Below are 19317 nucleotides of genomic sequence, written 5' to 3'. Positions count from 1 at the left end.
TCGAAAGACTAAAGTTGAGTAGAATCCACGGCCCGGGCTTCAATCCATTTTCATACCGCTTTACGCGAGGCAGACCACCATGTTTTATCAGGATCCTTTTGACGTCATCATCATTGGCGGGGGTCATGCAGGCACTGAGGCCGCAATGGCCGCAGCGCGAATGGGTCAGCAGACCCTGCTTTTGACACACAATATCGACACGCTGGGACAAATGTCCTGTAATCCGGCGATTGGCGGCATTGGGAAAGGACACCTGGTAAAAGAAGTGGATGCACTTGGCGGCCTGATGGCGAAAGCGATCGATCATGCGGGCATTCAGTTTAGGATACTAAACGCGAGTAAAGGCCCTGCTGTTCGCGCCACTCGTGCGCAGGCAGACCGCGTGCTTTACCGCCAGGCCGTGCGCACCGCGCTGGAGAACCAGCCGAACCTGATGATCTTCCAGCAGGCGGTAGAAGATCTTATCGTTGAGAACGATCGCGTCGTGGGCGCCGTGACCCAGATGGGCCTCAAGTTCCGCGCCAAAGCCGTGGTGCTGACGGTCGGGACATTCCTGGACGGCAAAATCCATATTGGTCTGGACAACTACAGCGGTGGCCGTGCTGGCGATCCGCCGTCCATTCCGCTGTCTCGTCGTCTGCGTGAACTGCCGCTGCGCGTCAGCCGTCTGAAAACCGGCACGCCGCCGCGTATCGATGCGCGCACCATTGATTTCAGCGTACTGGCCCAACAGCACGGTGATAACCCGATGCCGGTTTTCTCGTTCATGGGCAACGCGGCGCAACACCCGCAGCAGGTACCGTGCTACATCACGCATACCAACGAAAAAACCCATGACGTGATCCGCAATAACCTCGATCGCAGCCCAATGTACGCTGGCGTGATCGAAGGGATCGGCCCACGTTACTGCCCGTCGATCGAAGACAAAGTGATGCGCTTTGCCGATCGTAACCAGCATCAGATCTTCCTGGAGCCGGAAGGGCTGACCTCGAACGAAATTTACCCGAACGGCATCTCCACCAGCCTGCCCTTCGACGTGCAGATGCAAATTGTTCGCTCAATGCAGGGGATGGAGAATGCGAAAATCGTTCGCCCTGGCTACGCTATTGAGTACGATTTCTTCGACCCGCGTGACCTGAAGCCGACGCTGGAGAGCAAATTCATCCACGGCCTGTTCTTCGCGGGGCAGATTAACGGCACCACCGGCTACGAAGAAGCCGCAGCGCAGGGTTTGCTTGCCGGTCTGAACGCTGCCCGCTTCTCGGCCGAGAAAGAGGGCTGGGCACCGGCGCGTTCTCAGGCCTATCTGGGCGTTTTGGTCGACGATCTCTGCACGCTGGGCACCAAAGAACCGTACCGTATGTTTACCTCTCGCGCGGAATATCGTCTGATGCTGCGCGAGGACAACGCCGACCTGCGTCTGACCGAGATAGGCCGCGAGCTGGGTCTGGTAGATGACGAACGCTGGACGCGCTTCAACGAGAAGCTGGAACGTATTGAACAGGAACGTCAGCGCCTGAAAACCACGTGGGTAAACCCACAGGCGGAAACCGCTGCCGAAGTGAACGCTCACTTAACAGCGCCGCTGTCGCGTGAAGCCAGCGGCGAAGATCTGCTGCGTCGTCCTGAAGTCACCTACGAGAATCTGGTCAAACTGACTGCGTTCGCACCGGGCCTTGAAGACGCTGAAGCTGCCGAGCAGGTCGAAATTCAGGTGAAGTACGAAGGCTACATCGCGCGTCAGCAGGATGAGATCGAAAAACAGCAGCGCAACGAAAACACGCTGCTGCCGGAAATGCTGGACTACCGTCAGGTGACGGGCCTTTCCAACGAAGTGATCGCTAAGCTGAACGATCACAAACCGGTATCGATTGGCCAGGCCTCCCGTATCTCGGGCGTTACGCCGGCGGCGATTTCGATCCTGCTGGTGTGGCTGAAAAAGCAGGGCATGCTGCGCCGTAGCGCGTAATTGACATTGCTTTTGGCGGGTAGCGCTTCGCTGGCCCGCCCTACTTATTCGTAGGCTCGGTAAGCGGCAGCGCCACCGGGCAAAAAAACTCTCAACAGGTATTCACCGTGCTCAACAAACTCTCTCGTCTGCTGGATCAGGCAGGTATTTCGCTCACCGATCACCAGAAAAACCAGCTGGTGGCGTATGTCGATATGCTGAACAAATGGAATAAAGCGTACAACCTGACGTCTGTGCGCGATCCCAACGAGATGCTGGTTCGCCATATTCTCGATAGTATCGTGGTGGCGCCGTACCTGAAAGGTGAACGTTTTATCGATGTGGGGACGGGGCCGGGTTTGCCGGGCGTTCCGCTGTCGATTGTCCGACCCGAGAGCCATTTCACGCTGCTGGACAGCCTGGGCAAGCGCGTGCGCTTTTTACGCCAGGTTCAGCATGAACTGAAGCTCGATAACATCACGCCCGTACAGAGCAGGGTAGAGGAGTTTCCGGCAGAGCCGCCGTTTGACGGCGTTATCAGCCGTGCGTTTGCTTCGCTCAATGACATGGTGAGCTGGTGTAAGCATCTGCCAGCAGAAGATGGCCGTTTTTATGCGCTGAAAGGACAGCTGCCCGGTGATGAAATTGAACAGCTTCCGGACGGTTTTAGCGTTGAAACCATCGAGAAATTAAACGTTCCGCAGCTCGACGGTGAACGTCATCTGGTGATAATTAAGCCAAACAATTTTTAAAAAAATAATAAAAAATGTGGAATTTGTGCTGTTCTGAGTATGTTAAAAAACAGCACAACTAACCGGGATTAACCAGAGAGCGTTTAACCGCTTTTTTACCAGGGATTTTCTTGCGGTTAACCTCACGTCGATTATTCATCGCGAAGATAGTCAACTATGAAAATATCAGCCTGCTAAAAGTGGAAGGCTGTAACCAGAACGCAATGTTAATTATTTATTAAGAATGTCAATAAAAGGTTTTTATTGTGTACGGGGCTGTTTTGAAAATAGTTGCGATATTTTGTGTTTAATTTCAGAAAGATAATCCTGGGCGATTTACGGCTTTGATAAATACAACCTTATCGCAAATGTGTGTTTTGTGATCTCGTGCACGCTTTGTAGTCAACGTTTTCGCGCTGTTTGCAGTTTTGCTCGAAGGTCGATGCTTTCTACGAAAGTTAAAAAATAGCGCTGGGGAAAAATATTTAAACATTTATTCACCTTTTCGCTACTTAATGTTTGAAATCACGGGTACGCACCGTATAATTTGTCCGCTTTTTGATGCTTGACTCTGAGCCTTAAAGGACGTTTTATACGACACGCGGCATACCTCGAAGGGAGCAGGAGTAAAAACGTGATGTCTGTGTCGCTCTTGAGTAGAAACGTTGCTCGTAAGCTTCTGTTCATTCAGTTTCTGGCTGTGATAGCAAGTGGACTGCTGTTTAGCCTCAAAGACCCCTTCTGGGGCATCTCCGCCGTGTGCGGGGGTTTGGCGGTCGTGCTGCCAAACGTGTTGTTTATGATTTTTGCCTGGCGTCATCAGGCGCATACACCCGCCAAAGGCCGCGTGGCCTGGTCCTTCGCCCTCGGCGAAGTGTGTAAGGTGTTGCTGACCTTTGCTCTACTGGTGATGGCGCTGGCGGTTTTGAAAGTGGTATTCATGCCGCTGATAGCAACGTGGGTTTTGGTGCTGGTGGTACAAGTTCTGGCTCCAGCTGTAATCAATAACAAAGGGTAAAAGGCATCATGGCTTCAGAAAATATGACGCCGCAGGATTACATAGGTCACCATCTGAATAACCTTCAGCTGGACCTGCGTACATTCTCGCTGGTGGATCCACATAACCCCCCGGCCACCTTCTGGACGATCAACATCGACTCCATGTTCTTCTCGGTGGTTTTGGGTCTTCTGTTCCTGGCCATGTTCCGCAGCGTTGCTAAAAAAGCGACCAGCGGTGTTCCAGGGAAATTCCAGACGTTCGTTGAGATGATCATCGGCTTCGTCCATGGCAGCGTGAAAGACATGTACCATGGTAAGAGCAAGCTGATTGCTCCGCTGGCCCTGACCGTGTTCGTTTGGGTCTTCCTGATGAACCTGATGGACCTGCTGCCAATTGACCTGCTGCCGTTCATCGGCGAGCACATCTTCGGCCTGCCTGCGCTGCGTGTTGTACCGTCTGCGGACGTGAACATCACCCTGTCGATGGCGCTGGGCGTGTTTATCCTGATTCTTTTCTACAGCATCAAAATGAAAGGCGTAAGCGGCTTTGTGAAAGAGCTTACCTTGCAGCCGTTCAACCACTGGGCGTTTATTCCGGTCAACCTGATCCTGGAAGGCGTTAGCCTGCTGTCCAAACCTGTTTCACTGGGTCTGCGACTGTTCGGCAACATGTATGCGGGTGAGCTGATTTTCATTCTGATCGCGGGTCTTCTGCCGTGGTGGTCACAGTGGGTTCTGAATGTGCCATGGGCCATTTTCCACATCCTGATCATTACGCTGCAAGCCTTTATCTTCATGGTTCTGACGATCGTCTATCTGTCGATGGCGTCTGAAGAGCACTGATTTTTTACCAACACTACTACGTTTTAATTGAAACAAACTGGAGACTGTCATGGAAAACCTGAATATGGATCTGCTGTACATGGCTGCCGCTGTGATGATGGGTCTGGCGGCTATCGGTGCTGCGATCGGTATCGGCATCCTCGGAGGTAAATTCCTGGAAGGCGCAGCGCGTCAACCTGATCTGATTCCTCTGCTGCGTACTCAGTTCTTTATCGTTATGGGTCTGGTGGATGCTATCCCAATGATCGCTGTAGGTCTGGGTCTGTACGTGATGTTTGCTGTCGCGTAGTAGTTGTTTTAAAACCCCAAGCCACAGAAATTTAAGAGGTATTGTGCTGTGAACATGAACGCAACAATCCTCGGCCAGGCCATCGCGTTTATTCTCTTTGTCTGGTTCTGCATGAAGTATGTATGGCCGCCTTTAATGGCTGCCATCGAAAAACGTCAGAAAGAAATTGCTGACGGTCTGGCTTCCGCAGAACGCGCTAAGAAAGATTTGGACCTTGCACAGGCCAACGCGACAGACCAGCTGAAAAAAGCGAAAGCTGAAGCTCAGGTAATCATTGAACAGGCTAACAAGCGCCGTTCTCAGATCCTGGACGAAGCCAAAGCTGAAGCAGAACAGGAACGTACTAAGATCGTGACACAGGCTCAGGCTGAAATTGAAGCTGAGCGTAAACGTGCTCGTGAAGAACTGCGTAAGCAGGTTGCGATTCTGGCTGTTGCTGGCGCCGAGAAGATCATCGAACGTTCCGTGGATGAAGCTGCTAACAGCGACATCGTGGACAAACTTGTCGCTGAACTGTAAGGAGGGAGGGGCTGATGTCTGAATTTGTTACGGTAGCTCGCCCCTACGCCAAAGCAGCTTTTGACTTTGCTGTCGAACACCAAAATGTCGATCGCTGGCAGAATATGCTGGCGTTTGCCGCAGAGGTGACGAAAAACGAACAAATGGCCGAGTTGCTTTCCGGTGCGTTAGCGCCTGAAACCCTCGCCGCGTCGTTTATCGCCGTGTGCGGAGAGCAACTGGATGCCAACGGCCAGAACCTGATTAAGGTCATGGCAGAAAATGGTCGTCTCCGTGTGCTCCCGGATGTTCTCGAGCAGTTTGAGCACTTACGTGCCCTTAGTGAAGCAACTGCAGAAGTCGAAGTGACTTCCGCGACTGAACTGAGTGACGAACAGCTTGCGAAAATCACCGCCGCGATGGAAAAACGTCTGTCACGCAAAGTTAAGCTGAATTGCAAAATCGATAAGTCTGTAATGGCAGGCGTAATCATCCGCTCGGGTGATATGGTCATTGATGGCAGCGTACGCGGCCGTCTTGAGCGCCTTGCAGACGTCTTGCAGTCTTAAGGGGACTGGAGCATGCAACTGAATTCCACCGAAATCAGCGAACTGATCAAGCAGCGCATTGCTCAGTTCAATGTTGTGAGTGAAGCTCACAACGAAGGTACTATTGTTTCTGTAAGTGACGGTGTTATCCGCATCCACGGCCTGGCCGATTGTATGCAGGGTGAGATGATTTCCCTGCCGGGTAACCGTTACGCTATCGCACTGAACCTGGAGCGCGACTCCGTAGGTGCAGTTGTGATGGGTCCATACGCTGACCTCGCCGAAGGCATGAAGGTTAAGTGTACTGGCCGTATTCTGGAAGTGCCGGTTGGCCGTGGCCTGCTGGGTCGCGTTGTTAACACCCTGGGTGCGCCAATCGACGGTAAAGGTCCGGTTGAGCACGATGGCTTCTCCCCAATCGAAGTTATCGCACCAGGCGTTATCGACCGTCAGTCCGTTGATCAGCCAGTGCAGACTGGTTATAAGTCCGTTGACGCCATGATCCCAATCGGTCGTGGTCAGCGTGAACTGATCATCGGTGACCGTCAGACCGGTAAAACCGCGATGGCAATCGACGCCATCATCAACCAGCGTGACTCCGGCATCAAATGTGTGTACGTGGCTATCGGCCAGAAAGCGTCCACCATTTCTAACGTGGTTCGTAAACTGGAAGAGCACGGCGCACTGTCTAACACCATCGTTGTGGTAGCAACCGCGTCTGAATCTGCTGCACTGCAATACCTGGCGCCATACGCCGGTTGCGCAATGGGCGAATACTTCCGTGACCGCGGTGAAGATGCGCTGATCGTATACGATGACCTGTCTAAACAGGCTGTTGCTTATCGTCAGGTTTCCCTGCTGCTCCGTCGTCCACCAGGACGTGAAGCATTCCCGGGCGACGTATTCTACCTCCACTCTCGTCTGCTGGAGCGTGCTTCCCGCGTTAACGCGGAATACGTCGAGAACTTCACCAAAGGTGAAGTGAAGGGTAAAACAGGTTCTCTGACCGCGCTGCCGATCATTGAAACCCAGGCGGGTGACGTTTCTGCGTTCGTTCCGACCAACGTAATCTCCATTACCGATGGTCAGATCTTCCTGGAAACCAACCTGTTTAACTCCGGTATTCGTCCGGCTGTTAACCCGGGTATCTCCGTATCCCGTGTGGGTGGTGCTGCTCAGACCAAGATCATCAAGAAACTGTCCGGTGGTATCCGTACCGCGCTGGCACAGTATCGTGAACTGGCTGCGTTCTCTCAGTTCGCATCCGATCTGGACGAAGCAACCCGTAAACAACTGAGCCACGGTCAGAAAGTGACCGAGCTGCTGAAGCAGAAACAGTACGCTCCAATGTCTGTTGCTCAGCAGGGCCTGGTACTGTTCGCGGCTGAACGCGGTTACCTCGAAGATGTGGAACTGGCGAAAATCGGTAGCTTTGAAGCCGCTCTGCTGGCTTACGTCGACCGTGATCACGCTCCGCTGATGCAAGAGATCAACCAGACCGGTGGCTATAACGACGAAATCGAAGGCAAGCTGAAAGCTATCCTCGATTCCTTCAAAGCAACCCAATCCTGGTAATCGTCCGGCGGCTTGTCTCAGGGCAAGCCGCCTGGCATTGAGGAGAAGCTCATGGCCGGCGCAAAAGAGATACGTAGTAAGATCGCAAGCGTCCAGAACACGCAAAAGATCACTAAAGCGATGGAGATGGTCGCCGCTTCCAAAATGCGTAAATCGCAGGATCGCATGGCGGCCAGCCGTCCTTATGCAGAGACCATGCGCAAAGTGATTGGTCACCTTGCAAACGGTAATCTGGAATATAAGCACCCTTACCTGGAAGAACGCGACGTTAAGCGCGTGGGCTACCTGGTGGTGTCGACTGACCGTGGTCTGTGTGGCGGCTTGAACATTAACCTGTTCAAAAAACTGCTGGCGGATATGAAAGGCTGGTCTGATAAAGGCGTTCAGTGCGATCTGGCACTGATTGGCTCTAAAGGCGTCTCTTTCTTTAACTCCGTTGGTGGCAACATTGTCGCTCAGGTGACCGGTATGGGTGATAACCCGTCCCTGTCCGAACTGATCGGCCCGGTTAAAGTGATGTTGCAGGCCTACGATGAAGGCCGTCTGGACAGACTGTACGTTGTCAGCAACAAATTCATTAACACCATGTCTCAGGTTCCAACGCTCACTCAGATGCTGCCGTTACCGGCATCAGAAGATGACGAGCTGAAGCAGAAAGCCTGGGATTACCTGTATGAACCCGATCCGAAACCGCTGCTGGATACCCTGCTGCGTCGTTACGTTGAATCTCAGGTTTATCAGGGCGTTGTAGAAAACCTGGCCAGCGAGCAGGCCGCACGAATGGTGGCGATGAAAGCCGCGACCGATAATGGCGGCAGCCTGATTAAAGAGCTGCAGTTGGTTTACAACAAAGCTCGTCAGGCCAGCATTACTCAGGAACTCACCGAGATCGTCTCGGGGGCCGCCGCGGTTTAACCAGGTTTACGAATTACGTAGAGGATTCAAGATGGCTACTGGAAAGATTGTCCAGGTAATCGGCGCCGTGGTGGACGTCGAGTTCCCTCAGGACGCCGTACCACGCGTGTACGACGCGCTTGAGGTACAGAATGGTAACGAGAGCCTGGTGCTGGAAGTTCAGCAGCAGCTCGGCGGCGGTATCGTGCGTACCATCGCCATGGGTTCTTCCGACGGTCTGCGTCGTGGTCTGGAAGTTAAAGACCTTGAGCACCCGATCGAAGTCCCGGTAGGTAAAGCAACGCTGGGTCGTATCATGAACGTATTGGGTCAGCCAATCGACATGAAAGGCGACATCGGCGAAGAAGAGCGTTGGGCTATCCACCGCGCGGCACCTTCCTACGAAGAGCTGTCCAGCTCTCAGGAACTGCTGGAAACCGGCATCAAAGTTATCGACCTGATGTGTCCGTTTGCGAAGGGCGGTAAAGTTGGTCTGTTCGGTGGTGCGGGTGTAGGTAAAACCGTAAACATGATGGAGCTGATCCGTAACATCGCGATCGAGCACTCCGGTTACTCCGTGTTTGCGGGCGTAGGTGAACGTACTCGTGAGGGTAACGACTTCTACCACGAAATGACCGACTCCAACGTTCTGGACAAAGTATCCCTGGTTTACGGCCAGATGAACGAGCCACCAGGAAACCGTCTGCGCGTTGCGCTGACTGGTCTGACGATGGCTGAGAAATTCCGTGACGAAGGCCGTGACGTTCTGCTGTTCGTTGATAACATCTATCGTTACACCCTGGCCGGTACCGAAGTATCTGCACTGCTGGGTCGTATGCCATCAGCGGTAGGTTATCAGCCTACGCTTGCGGAAGAGATGGGTGTTCTTCAGGAACGTATCACCTCTACCAAAACCGGTTCTATCACCTCCGTTCAGGCGGTATACGTACCTGCGGATGACTTGACTGACCCATCTCCAGCAACCACCTTTGCGCACTTAGACGCAACCGTGGTACTGAGCCGTCAGATCGCGTCTCTGGGTATCTACCCGGCCGTTGACCCGCTGGACTCCACCAGCCGTCAGCTGGATCCACTGGTTGTTGGTCAGGAACACTACGACACCGCGCGTGGCGTACAGTCCCTGCTGCAGCGTTACCAGGAACTGAAAGACATCATCGCCATCCTGGGTATGGATGAACTGTCTGAAGAAGACAAACTGGTGGTAGCACGTGCGCGTAAGATCCAGCGCTTCCTGTCCCAGCCGTTCTTCGTTGCGGAAGTATTCACCGGTTCTCCGGGTAAATACGTTTCCCTGAAAGACACCATCCGTGGCTTTAAAGGCATCATGGAAGGCGAATACGATCACCTGCCAGAGCAGGCGTTCTACATGGTTGGTTCCATCGAAGAAGCCGTGGAAAAAGCCAAAAAACTTTAACGCCTTAATCGGAGGGTGATATGGCAATGACTTACCACCTGGACGTCGTCAGCGCAGAGCAACAAATGTTCTCTGGTCTGGTCGAGAAAATCCAGGTAACGGGCAGTGAAGGTGAACTGGGTATTTTCCCGGGTCACGCACCGCTGCTCACCGCCATTAAGCCTGGTATGATCCGCATCGTTAAACAGTTCGGTCACGAAGAGTTTATCTATCTGTCCGGCGGCATTCTTGAAGTGCAGCCTGGCAGTGTGACCGTTCTGGCCGATACCGCTATTCGTGGCCAGGATCTCGACGAAGCGCGAGCCCTGGAATCGAAGCGTAAGGCTGAAGAGCACATTAGCAGCTCTCATGGTGACGTGGATTACGCTCAGGCGTCTGCGGAGCTGGCCAAAGCGATCGCGAAACTGCGCGTTATCGAGTTGACCAAAAAAGCGATGTAACACCGGCTTGAAAAGCACAAAAGCCAGTCTGGATACCAGACTGGCTTTTTTTTTGATCCTTAATTCATGATGAAAAAGATGTAGAATTTTAGGCATCAAACGTTTTTACTTCTCACTCAAACTACCGTCAGGATGCGTATGTCAAACAGTGCGATGAGCGTGGTGATCCTTGCCGCTGGCAAAGGTACCCGCATGTATTCCGATCTGCCTAAAGTGCTCCACACGCTGGCAGGAAAGCCAATGGTGCAGCATGTCATTGATGCAGCGAATGAACTGGGTGCCCGTCAGGTTCACCTGGTCTACGGCCACGGCGGCGATCTGCTTAAGAAGACGTTGAGCGATGATGCGCTCAACTGGGTGCTTCAGGCTGAACAGCTGGGTACCGGTCATGCGATGCAACAGGCTGCGCCGTTCTTTGCCGATGACGAAGATATTCTGATGCTCTACGGCGACGTTCCGCTGATCTCCGTTGAAACGCTGACTCGCCTGCGTGCAGCCAAGCCGCAGGGCGGCATCGGTTTATTGACCGTTGTGCTGGACGATCCAACGGGCTATGGCCGTATCACGCGTGAAAACGGCAACGTAACGGGTATCGTTGAACATAAAGATGCCAGTGATGAACAGCGCAAGATTCAGGAGATCAACACCGGCATCCTGATTGCTAATGGCGCGGACATGAAGCGCTGGCTCTCTCAGCTCGACAACAATAACGCGCAGGGTGAGTACTACATCACCGACATCATTGCGATGGCATATCACGAAGGGCGTGAGATCGCCGCCGTTCATCCGGCGCGCATCAGCGAAACGGACGGCGTGAATAACCGCCTGCAGCTTTCCCGTCTTGAGCGTATTTATCAGTCCGAGCAGGCCGAAAAACTGCTGCTCGCGGGCGTGATGCTGCGCGATCCGGCGCGTTTCGATTTGCGCGGCACCGTGTCTCACGGGCGCGACGTTGAGATCGATACTAACGTTATCCTGGAAGGTAACGTCACGCTGGGTAACCGCGTCAAAATCGGCGCTGGCTGCGTGATTAAAAACAGCGTCATCGGTGACGACTGCGAAATCAGCCCGTACAGCGTGGTGGAAGACGCGCGTCTTGATGCGGCGTGTACCATCGGCCCGTTTGCGCGTCTGCGTCCGGGTGCTGAGCTGCTGGAAGGCGCGCACGTGGGCAACTTCGTGGAAATGAAAAAAGCGCGTCTGGGTAAAGGCTCCAAAGCGGGTCATTTAACCTATCTGGGCGATGCGGAGATTGGCGACAACGTGAATATTGGTGCAGGAACCATTACCTGTAACTATGACGGCGCCAATAAGTTTAAAACCATCATCGGCAATGACGTGTTCGTGGGCTCGGACACGCAGCTGGTGGCACCGGTTACCGTGGGTAACGGCGTGACCATTGCCGCCGGCACGACCGTCACGCGCGACGTAGCGGATAACGAGCTGGTGTTAAGCCGCGTGCCGCAGGTACACAAGCAGGGCTGGAAACGCCCGGTGAAGAAAAAGTAACAACAAGGCGGGTGGCGCTACGCTTACCCGCCCTACGATTGAGTAGGCCTGATAAGGCGTAGCCGTCATCAGGCAAACCCGGGAGAGGAGATAAATATATATCTCCCCCACAAGCAGTACCCATAAAAATAACCCCACTCTCTACAAGGCTCGGGGCGCCCGGAAAGGGTAAATACAGGTCAGCGACAACGCAGGCATAATGCCTAAATTCGGAATCTAAAATATGTGTGGAATTGTTGGCGCAGTTGCGCAGCGTGATATTGCTGAAATCCTTCTCGAAGGTTTACGTCGTCTGGAATACCGTGGTTACGACTCTGCCGGTCTGGCTGTCGTGGATGCAGAAGGGCATATGACCCGTCTGCGTCGTCTCGGTAAAGTGCAGATGCTGGCCCAGGCCGCGGAAGAACACCCGCTGCACGGGGGTACCGGTATTGCGCACACCCGCTGGGCGACGCACGGCGAACCGTCTGAAGGTAACGCGCACCCGCATGTGTCTGAACACATCGTGGTGGTGCATAACGGCATTATCGAAAACCACGAACCGCTGCGCGAAGAACTGAAAGCGCGCGGCTATACCTTCGTCTCTGAAACCGACACCGAAGTGATTGCTCACCTGGTGCACCGGGAGCTGGCAAAGGGCGGTACGCTGCGTGATGCGGTGCTGCGCGCTATCCCTCAGCTGCGCGGTGCGTATGGTACGGTGATCATGGACTCCCGCGATCCATCTACCCTGCTGGCCGCGCGTTCCGGTAGCCCGATGGTTATCGGTTTGGGCATGGGTGAAAACTTTATCGCCTCCGATCAGCTGGCGCTCCTGCCGGTCACCCGTCGCTTTATCTTCCTGGAAGAGGGCGATATCGCGGAAGTGACGCGCCGCAGCGTGACCGTCTTCGACACCAAAGGCGAGCAGGTGAAGCGTCAGGAGATCGAATCTAACCTGCAATACGACGCGGGCGACAAAGGCGCTTACCGTCACTACATGCAGAAAGAGATCTACGAGCAGCCGAACGCTATCAAAAACACTCTGACCGGGCGCATCAGCCACGGCGAGGTGGATCTGAGCGAGCTGGGGGCAAACGCCAACGAACTGCTCGGCAAGGTTGAACATATTCAGATCGTAGCCTGCGGTACCTCATATAACTCCGGTATGGTCTCTCGCTACTGGTTTGAATCCCTGGCGGGCGTGCCATGCGACGTGGAAATCGCGTCTGAGTTCCGCTATCGCAAGTCTGCGGTGCGTCGTAACAGCCTGATGATCACCCTTTCCCAGTCCGGCGAAACGGCGGATACGCTGGCAGCGCTGCGTCTGTCTAAGGAATTGGGTTATCTGGGCTCGCTGGCCATCTGTAACGTCCCGGGCTCATCCCTGGTGCGTGAGTCCGATCTGGCGCTGATGACCAAAGCGGGTACCGAAATCGGCGTGGCCTCCACCAAAGCGTTTACCACTCAGTTGACCGTTCTGCTGATGCTGGTGGCGAAGCTGGCGCGTCTGAAAGGCGAAGATGCTTCCGTTGAGCACGACATCGTTCACGGTCTCCAGGCGCTGCCGAGCCGTATTGAGCAGATGCTGTCTCAGGACAAACGCATTGAAGCGCTGGCGGAAGATTTCTCTGACAAACATCACGCCCTGTTCCTGGGTCGTGGCGATCAGTATCCTATTGCGCTGGAAGGCGCACTGAAGCTGAAAGAGATCTCCTACATCCACGCGGAAGCCTACGCGGCAGGCGAGCTGAAGCATGGCCCGCTGGCGCTGATTGACGCGGATATGCCGGTCATTGTTGTCGCACCGAACAACGAACTGCTGGAAAAACTGAAATCCAACATCGAAGAGGTGCGCGCCCGCGGCGGCGTGCTGTACGTCTTCGCTGATAAAGATGCCGGTTTCGCCAGCAGCGACAACATGCATATCATCGAGATGCCGCACGTTGAAGAGGTGATTGCACCGATCTTCTACACCGTTCCGCTGCAGCTGCTGGCTTACCACGTGGCGCTGATCAAAGGCACCGACGTTGACCAGCCGCGTAACCTGGCGAAATCGGTCACCGTAGAATAATCCCTTCTGTTAATGGCTACACGACGTGTAGCCATTTTTTCCTTACTTTTTCTCATCAGCTTTCTCTTTGCTATCAATCATCTTATTCTGACGCATTTCGTTACTTTATTGTGTGAATAATGAACGAGATTGCTTCTAGGCATTAGTATTTTCTATTTTGATCACTAAACGATCAGCTTTTATTAACGGAATCCTAAAAATGGTTTGTTTATAAAATATGTGTCCTTTTTATGTGTATACTGAAAAGGAATTTTAATGATAAAGCAAAAATAATATTATATTTGTTTTTCTCTATTATTATTCCAGCTATGGTTCGTCATTATTCCATTAATTTAAACTCCCCCCTTGAAGATCATTCTTCCTGAAGAATATTATTTCATCGCATTTGGGATGGCGTTGTCTTTATGATAAACGCAATATTGATTTAATTAATGGAGTTATCATGAAAAATAATGGAATTACGGTGGCGATTGCACTCGCATCGGCGTTAATGGCAGGACAATCATTTACTGCGGATGGTACGGTTCATTTCCGCGGAGAGGTTATTGATTCAACGTGTGAAGTGACGCCTGATACCGCCGATCAGACGGTGAATATCGGCCGCGTTGCCAAAACGACGTTCTCCGGCATTGACTCAACGGCGTCAGTAAAAGATTTCCATATTAAACTGGAGAAATGCCCTGCAACCTATACTCAGGCAGCAGTTCGTTTTGACGGAACAGAAGATAAAGACACCATCGGCAAAGGATATTTGTCTATTGGCACGCCTGTTAACGGTGAAGCGGATACTGACGGTATTTACACCGGCGAAGGTGAAGCCGTTACTGCTACCGGCGTTGCAATCAAGCTCTTCAACCTGAACGATGATACGGCGATCCCGCTGTATAACAATTCAAATTATGTTGCTATCACCGACGGCAAAGCGGACATGGGCTTCAAAGCGAAGTTTGTGCAGACGCTGGCTACGGTTACGCCGGGTACAGCGAACGCGGATTCCCAGTTCACCATTGAATACCTGAAATAATCTTCAGCTGTTCGCCAGGAGCCTGTTTTATCCTTTTTGCAGGCTCCTCCACAGGATGTGAGGATAACTGATGTATTTACGGCGTTTGTTGACTCTGTTCATCATGCTCTCTTTTTCATTTTTAACACCCTTGTCGACGGCTGGCGTCATTATTGGCGGAACCCGCGTTGTTTATAGTAGCGATAAATCCGATGCGACAATTAGCATAAAAAATAACGAAGCGACCACGCCTTATCTCATACAGACGTGGGTCGATCCTTTTAAAGGCGATACAGCGTCGAATAAACCTCCTTTTACCGTTATTCCGCCGGTTTCAAGGCTGGAGGCCGGGCAGGAGAAAGTATTGCGCATCATGAAAGTGAAGGGCGAACTGCCTCACGATCGGGAATCGCTGTTCTGGCTCAACATCAAAAATATTCCGCCGTCCAGTTCAAACCCCAATTCGCTCGAAATTGCGATTAAGACGCGGATAAAACTTTTTTGGCGTCCGGCGACCCTGAATATCACGCCTGAACGGGCTGCGGCGAAGGTTAAATGGCGTGTTCAAAACCAGCAGCTCGTGATTGAAAATCCGAGCCCGCTACATATTAACGTTATGAATGTCACCGTCGATAAAAAAGACGTTCCCTTAAACATCATTCCCCCTTTTGACACCGTGCGTTTGCCGCTTCCGGAAGGGATTAACGGCCATGCGCTGGTCTGGCGTTTCGTTAACGATTTTGGGGCAATCAGTCAGGAAATTCACGTCACGCTGTAAACATAGGGATGTTTGATATGGGGTGTTTCCGTTTTTTCATTGCGCTGGCCTCGGGGGTATCTCTCGGCTTTTCAGGCGTGACGCTGGCAAAAGATATCTTTAACCCTGCGCTTCTTGAAATTGACCATCCGGTGGATGTTGATATCCACCAGTTTAACCGCGCCAATACGTTACCTGCGGGCTCTTATAAGGTTGATATTCATGTTAACGATGAGTTTATCGATAGCCGGGAGGTCACTTTTATTGAAGATAAGGCTGGCGATGGGCTGCATCCCTGTTTTAAGCACGTCAGGACGGTGCTTGCGGAGCTCGGGACTAAGGTGGCGGCGATCGGTTCGCTGGATCGCCTGGACGAAAACGCCTGTGTGGACCCTACCCCGCTGATCCCTGGCGCCACATGGACGTTCGATACCGATAAGCTGCTGCTCAACGTCACGCTGCCGCAGATTTACATTGATACCACCGCCCGCGGCACCATCAATCCTGCCCGCTGGGATGAAGGTATTAATGCGTTGATGATGAACTATGACTTTTCCGGCTCCAGCACGTTGCAGTCTGATGATGACGACAATAGCGATTTCTACTATCTGAACCTGCGAAACGGGGCGAACATTGGCGCGTGGCGTTTACGCAATTACAGCACGCTAAACATCATTGACCGTCATTCGGATTACCATTCCATCAGCACCTATGTGCAGCGAAACCTCGCGACGTTACGCAGCCAGATCATGCTGGGTGATACCTGGACCGCGAGCGATGTCTTCGACAGTACCCAGGTGCGCGGCGTGCGCCTGTATACCGATGATGAAATGCTTCCTTCCAGCCTGACGGGCTTTGCGCCGGTCGTTCGGGGCGTAGCGAAAAGCAATGCGACGGTGATTATTCGGCAGAACGGCTACATCATTTACCAATCTGCCGTGCCGCAGGGACCGTTTGCGCTAAAGGATCTAAACACCACCAGCTCCGGCGGCGACCTGGACGTGACCATCAAAGAAGAAGACGGCAGTGAGCAACACTTCACGCAGCCCTACGCCTCGCTGGCCATCCTCAAGCGTGAAGATCAGACCGACGTCGATATCAGCGCGGGTGAACTGCGCGATCAAAGCGAATTCCAGCCCAACGTTTTTCAGGCGCAGGTTCTGCACGGCTTTCCTGCCGGGATTACGGTATACGGTGGCGTGCAGGCCGCGGAAGCGTATCGCTCGGCAGCGGTGGGGGTCGGCAAAGATATGGGTGCAGTTGGCGCGTTTTCCGTCGATATCACCCAGGCACGCGCGCAGTTTAAGGACGAGGACTCAGAGGAGTCCGGCCAGTCCTGGCGTTTTCTCTATTCGAAACGGTTTGATGAGACGGATACCACGCTGAGGCTGGTGGGGTATCGCTACTCAACACAGGGCTACTACACCCTCAATGAATGGGCGTCACGCCAGAACAGTCAGCGCGATTTCTGGGTAACGGGCAACCGACGCAGTCGGCTTGAAGGGTCCTGGACGCAGAATTTCGGCGATGGCATGGGGAACATTTATCTCACGCTGAGCCGCCAGCAGTACTGGAAAACCGACGAAGTTGAACGCCTGGTTCAGCTTGGCTACAGCAATGTCTGGCGGTCGCTTTCCTGGAACCTCTCCTGGAACTACAGCGATTCCATCACCACGGCGCAGAGCGCGGAGTATACAGATAGCGACGATCGAGAAAGCGAACAGGTTTTTATGCTGTCGTTCTCCGTGCCGCTGTCAGCATTGCTGCCGGACAGCTATGTGAGCTACGGCCTCACGCAGAACAACAGCGGAAAAGGAATGCACCAGCTTGGCCTGAACGGTACGGCGCTTGATAACCGTAATCTCTCCTGGAACCTCCAGCAGTCCTGGGATGCGGATGACAGTGTGTACAGCAGCAGCGCGGGGGTGGGATATGACGGAACCTATGGTTCGGTTAACGGCAGCTATGACTACAACCAGGACAGCCAGCGGCTCAACTACGGCGCGCGCGGCGGGATCCTGCTGCATGGCGATGGAGTGACGTTCTCGCAGGAGATGGGTGAAACCGTGGCGCTGATTAAAGCACCCGGTGCAGCCGGTCTGGCAATGGAAAACGGCACCGGTACGGCAACCGACTGGCGAGGCTACACCGTTCAAACGCAGCTTAACGCTTACGATGAAAACCGTGTGGAAATTGAGAGCGGCTATTTTGAAAAAGCGAACGTCGAGCTGGAGAACAGCGTGCTTAACGTCATCCCCACGCGAGGTGCGGTGGTGCGGGCGGAATTTATCACCCACGTTGGCTATCGCGTGCTCTTTGAGGTCACACAGGCCAACGGCAAACCGGTTCCATTTGGCGCAGTGGCGTCTGCCGAACTGGCGACGGGCAGCGTGTCGGGCATTACCGGCGAGAATGGCGAACTGTATCTTTCGGGCATGCCGGAAGAGGGAACGTTCACGCTGAAGTGGGGGAGTGAAAAGACAAAACCTTGCAAGGTCCATTATCAGTTCCCCAAACCAACGGGTGTTGAACTGGTTCAAACAGCGGTCGTGTGCCAATAGGGAAATGAGATGAAACGACGTATCACTTTTATAGCAGTCGCCATGCTGCTTTTTACCCCTTTTTCCCACGCTGCGACGACAGAAGGCGGGGTGTGTTTCGCCATCGGCGGCACCTATATTTTCAATCTGAATCTTAACGGGGCAGAAATACCGGCAGATAAAAACCAGGCGGGAACCGAGGTGCGCGATCTGACGACCCTGCAATCGCCTTCCCAGTATAAACTGGGATGTAACTGCCTGACCCATTTCACCACCACGTTTCGTAGCGTCTACTTCACCGCGCGTTCGCCCTTAAGCGTTAATACCGTTAAAAATGGATATACCTACTACAGGTTGAACGATCACCTCAGTATTGCGTCCTCTATTCACGTGCTGGGACGTGACTATCTCGCCGTTCCCTTTGAGGCGGAGCCCAACCGGGTGACGTCCGGTATCTACTGTTATACCTCCAGTGTAGAGGGCTCAGAGGCAACGCTTGATACCGGCTCTCAGGTAAAAATATCGTTTTTGATCGACAAGCCCTTTATTGGAAAAATTACCGTTCCGGGTACGACGATTGCCACGCTCTATGGCGGTATCGATGAAGCGTCCTCTCTGGCAAGTACCGAGAAGCTCGCCGAAATAAAAATTGCCGGAGACATCGTGGTACCGCAAAACTGCGAGATTGCGCCGGGTCAGTCGCTGGAAATTGATTTTGGAAAAATTCCCGCCAGCGCGTTTTCAGCCACCAAAGGCGAGGCGGTCGGTAGCCGCAAAATCCGCAAGATGATACAGGTGAAATGTACCGGCATGCTGGATGAGAACATCGTCCGATCCGCTTTCCATGCCGATCCCGTTGACGCTGACGCCACGATGATGAAAGTGAACGGCAATGATGACGTAGGGATCGTTATTTATGATAAATGGGACCGCGTCGTCAACGTCAATGGGGGGAGCATGGAGATGGATATGGGAGCCAACCAGGGGGGCGCCGAAGTTAACTCGCTCACCTTCTCTGCTGCCCCGGCCAGCGCGACGGGGAGTATTCCGAAGCCCGGCGCCTTTGAAGCTTGGGCAACCGTGACCTTCGAAATTCAAAATTAATAACAACGGCTGTTTATGACAGCCGTTGTCATATTCACATCTTTGAACCAGGCTTAACGCATCTCAGTGTGACATTATCATGACAGGGATATGATTTTATTTGTATTAAAATCATTACCTTAACTCAAACGCGTTGATTGTCATAAAACTG

General features: G+C 53.1%; 17 protein-coding genes. All 17 read left to right on the top strand.

The features are described from left to right. Positions 1 to 79 precede the first annotated feature (79 nt). Entirely contained in the window at positions 80 to 1969 is a 1890-nt protein-coding gene (gene mnmG / locus A6013_RS15875) for a tRNA uridine-5-carboxymethylaminomethyl(34) synthesis enzyme MnmG (RefSeq protein WP_048961467.1), read from the top strand. Between the two features lie 107 nt (positions 1970 to 2076). Further along, the gene (gene rsmG, locus A6013_RS15870) at positions 2077 to 2700 is read left to right on the top strand and encodes a 16S rRNA (guanine(527)-N(7))-methyltransferase RsmG (protein ID WP_049001577.1); all 624 of its coding nucleotides are present in this window, start codon (positions 2077 to 2079) and stop codon (positions 2698 to 2700) included. Positions 2701 to 3316: 616 nt separating this feature from the next. Beyond that, the gene (atpI, locus tag A6013_RS15865; RefSeq protein WP_008500194.1) at positions 3317 to 3697 is read left to right on the top strand and encodes a F0F1 ATP synthase subunit I; all 381 of its coding nucleotides are present in this window, start codon (positions 3317 to 3319) and stop codon (positions 3695 to 3697) included. An 8-nt stretch (positions 3698 to 3705) separates the two neighbouring features. Next, positions 3706 to 4521 (top strand): F0F1 ATP synthase subunit A, encoded by an 816-nt coding sequence (gene atpB / locus A6013_RS15860; protein WP_028014916.1) that lies wholly within the window; start codon positions 3706 to 3708, stop codon positions 4519 to 4521. A 49-nt stretch (positions 4522 to 4570) separates the two neighbouring features. Further along, a complete protein-coding gene (gene atpE / locus A6013_RS15855; RefSeq protein WP_000429386.1) occupies positions 4571 to 4810 on the top strand; it encodes a F0F1 ATP synthase subunit C in 240 nt (79 codons plus the stop codon). Positions 4811 to 4858: 48 nt separating this feature from the next. Continuing rightward, positions 4859 to 5329, top strand: a complete 471-nt coding sequence (gene atpF, locus A6013_RS15850) for a F0F1 ATP synthase subunit B (protein WP_003862370.1) — start codon at positions 4859 to 4861, stop codon at positions 5327 to 5329. Positions 5330 to 5343: 14 nt separating this feature from the next. Continuing rightward, positions 5344 to 5877, top strand: a complete 534-nt coding sequence (atpH, locus tag A6013_RS15845; protein ID WP_003862369.1) for a F0F1 ATP synthase subunit delta — start codon at positions 5344 to 5346, stop codon at positions 5875 to 5877. Positions 5878 to 5889: 12 nt separating this feature from the next. Continuing rightward, a complete protein-coding gene (gene atpA / locus A6013_RS15840; protein ID WP_003862367.1) occupies positions 5890 to 7431 on the top strand; it encodes a F0F1 ATP synthase subunit alpha in 1542 nt (513 codons plus the stop codon). A 51-nt stretch (positions 7432 to 7482) separates the two neighbouring features. Beyond that, positions 7483 to 8346, top strand: coding sequence for a F0F1 ATP synthase subunit gamma (gene atpG / locus A6013_RS15835; RefSeq protein WP_003862364.1), 864 nt, complete (start codon positions 7483 to 7485; stop codon positions 8344 to 8346). A 31-nt stretch (positions 8347 to 8377) separates the two neighbouring features. Further along, on the top strand, positions 8378 to 9760 hold the full coding sequence (gene atpD, locus A6013_RS15830; protein ID WP_003862362.1) for a F0F1 ATP synthase subunit beta: 1383 nt from the start codon (positions 8378 to 8380) through the stop codon (positions 9758 to 9760). Positions 9761 to 9780: 20 nt separating this feature from the next. Then, complete coding sequence (locus tag A6013_RS15825; RefSeq protein WP_006177560.1) at positions 9781 to 10200, top strand: F0F1 ATP synthase subunit epsilon; 420 nt, start codon at positions 9781 to 9783, stop codon at positions 10198 to 10200. Between the two features lie 138 nt (positions 10201 to 10338). Then, positions 10339 to 11709, top strand: coding sequence for a bifunctional UDP-N-acetylglucosamine diphosphorylase/glucosamine-1-phosphate N-acetyltransferase GlmU (gene glmU, locus A6013_RS15820; protein WP_049137078.1), 1371 nt, complete (start codon positions 10339 to 10341; stop codon positions 11707 to 11709). Between the two features lie 223 nt (positions 11710 to 11932). Further along, on the top strand, positions 11933 to 13762 hold the full coding sequence (gene glmS, locus A6013_RS15815) for a glutamine--fructose-6-phosphate transaminase (isomerizing) (RefSeq protein WP_069733407.1): 1830 nt from the start codon (positions 11933 to 11935) through the stop codon (positions 13760 to 13762). Positions 13763 to 14204: 442 nt separating this feature from the next. Beyond that, entirely contained in the window at positions 14205 to 14786 is a 582-nt protein-coding gene (locus A6013_RS15810) for a chaperone-usher fimbrial major subunit (RefSeq protein WP_069733406.1), read from the top strand. A 70-nt stretch (positions 14787 to 14856) separates the two neighbouring features. Then, on the top strand, positions 14857 to 15543 hold the full coding sequence (locus A6013_RS15805) for a fimbrial chaperone (RefSeq protein WP_049001568.1): 687 nt from the start codon (positions 14857 to 14859) through the stop codon (positions 15541 to 15543). A 17-nt stretch (positions 15544 to 15560) separates the two neighbouring features. Further along, positions 15561 to 18083, top strand: a complete 2523-nt coding sequence (locus tag A6013_RS15800) for a fimbria/pilus outer membrane usher protein (RefSeq protein ID WP_069733413.1) — start codon at positions 15561 to 15563, stop codon at positions 18081 to 18083. 9 nt (positions 18084 to 18092) lie between these two features. Next, positions 18093 to 19166 carry a fimbrial protein StgD gene (stgD, locus tag A6013_RS15795; RefSeq protein ID WP_052954293.1) on the top strand — a complete coding sequence of 358 codons (1074 nt, stop codon included), beginning with the start codon at positions 18093 to 18095 and terminating at the stop codon, positions 19164 to 19166. The last annotated feature ends 151 nt before the right edge of the window (positions 19167 to 19317 follow it).

The organism is Enterobacter sp. IF2SW-B1 (assembly GCF_001743375.1).
Taxonomy (GTDB): domain Bacteria; phylum Pseudomonadota; class Gammaproteobacteria; order Enterobacterales; family Enterobacteriaceae; genus Enterobacter; species Enterobacter bugandensis.
Note: the sequence above shows the minus strand (reverse complement) of the source record. Positions and strands in the feature narration are given on the sequence as shown.

Excerpts from the sequence above, each read along its gene's own strand:
- mnmG (WP_048961467.1), top strand. The coding sequence starts at position 80 with ATGTTTTATCAGGATCCTTTTGACGTCATCATCATTGGCGGGGGTCAT.
- atpI (WP_008500194.1), top strand. The coding sequence starts at position 3,317 with ATGTCTGTGTCGCTCTTGAGTAGAAACGTTGCTCGTAAGCTTCTGTTC.
- atpB (WP_028014916.1), top strand. The coding sequence starts at position 3,706 with ATGGCTTCAGAAAATATGACGCCGCAGGATTACATAGGTCACCATCTG.
- atpE (WP_000429386.1), top strand. The coding sequence starts at position 4,571 with ATGGAAAACCTGAATATGGATCTGCTGTACATGGCTGCCGCTGTGATG.
- atpH (WP_003862369.1), top strand. The coding sequence starts at position 5,344 with ATGTCTGAATTTGTTACGGTAGCTCGCCCCTACGCCAAAGCAGCTTTT.
- atpA (WP_003862367.1), top strand. The coding sequence starts at position 5,890 with ATGCAACTGAATTCCACCGAAATCAGCGAACTGATCAAGCAGCGCATT.
- atpG (WP_003862364.1), top strand. The coding sequence starts at position 7,483 with ATGGCCGGCGCAAAAGAGATACGTAGTAAGATCGCAAGCGTCCAGAAC.
- atpD (WP_003862362.1), top strand. The coding sequence starts at position 8,378 with ATGGCTACTGGAAAGATTGTCCAGGTAATCGGCGCCGTGGTGGACGTC.
- A6013_RS15825 (WP_006177560.1), top strand. The coding sequence starts at position 9,781 with ATGGCAATGACTTACCACCTGGACGTCGTCAGCGCAGAGCAACAAATG.
- glmU (WP_049137078.1), top strand. The coding sequence starts at position 10,339 with ATGTCAAACAGTGCGATGAGCGTGGTGATCCTTGCCGCTGGCAAAGGT.
- glmS (WP_069733407.1), top strand. The coding sequence starts at position 11,933 with ATGTGTGGAATTGTTGGCGCAGTTGCGCAGCGTGATATTGCTGAAATC.
- A6013_RS15810 (WP_069733406.1), top strand. The coding sequence starts at position 14,205 with ATGAAAAATAATGGAATTACGGTGGCGATTGCACTCGCATCGGCGTTA.
- A6013_RS15805 (WP_049001568.1), top strand. The coding sequence starts at position 14,857 with ATGTATTTACGGCGTTTGTTGACTCTGTTCATCATGCTCTCTTTTTCA.
- A6013_RS15800 (WP_069733413.1), top strand. The coding sequence starts at position 15,561 with ATGGGGTGTTTCCGTTTTTTCATTGCGCTGGCCTCGGGGGTATCTCTC.
- stgD (WP_052954293.1), top strand. The coding sequence starts at position 18,093 with ATGAAACGACGTATCACTTTTATAGCAGTCGCCATGCTGCTTTTTACC.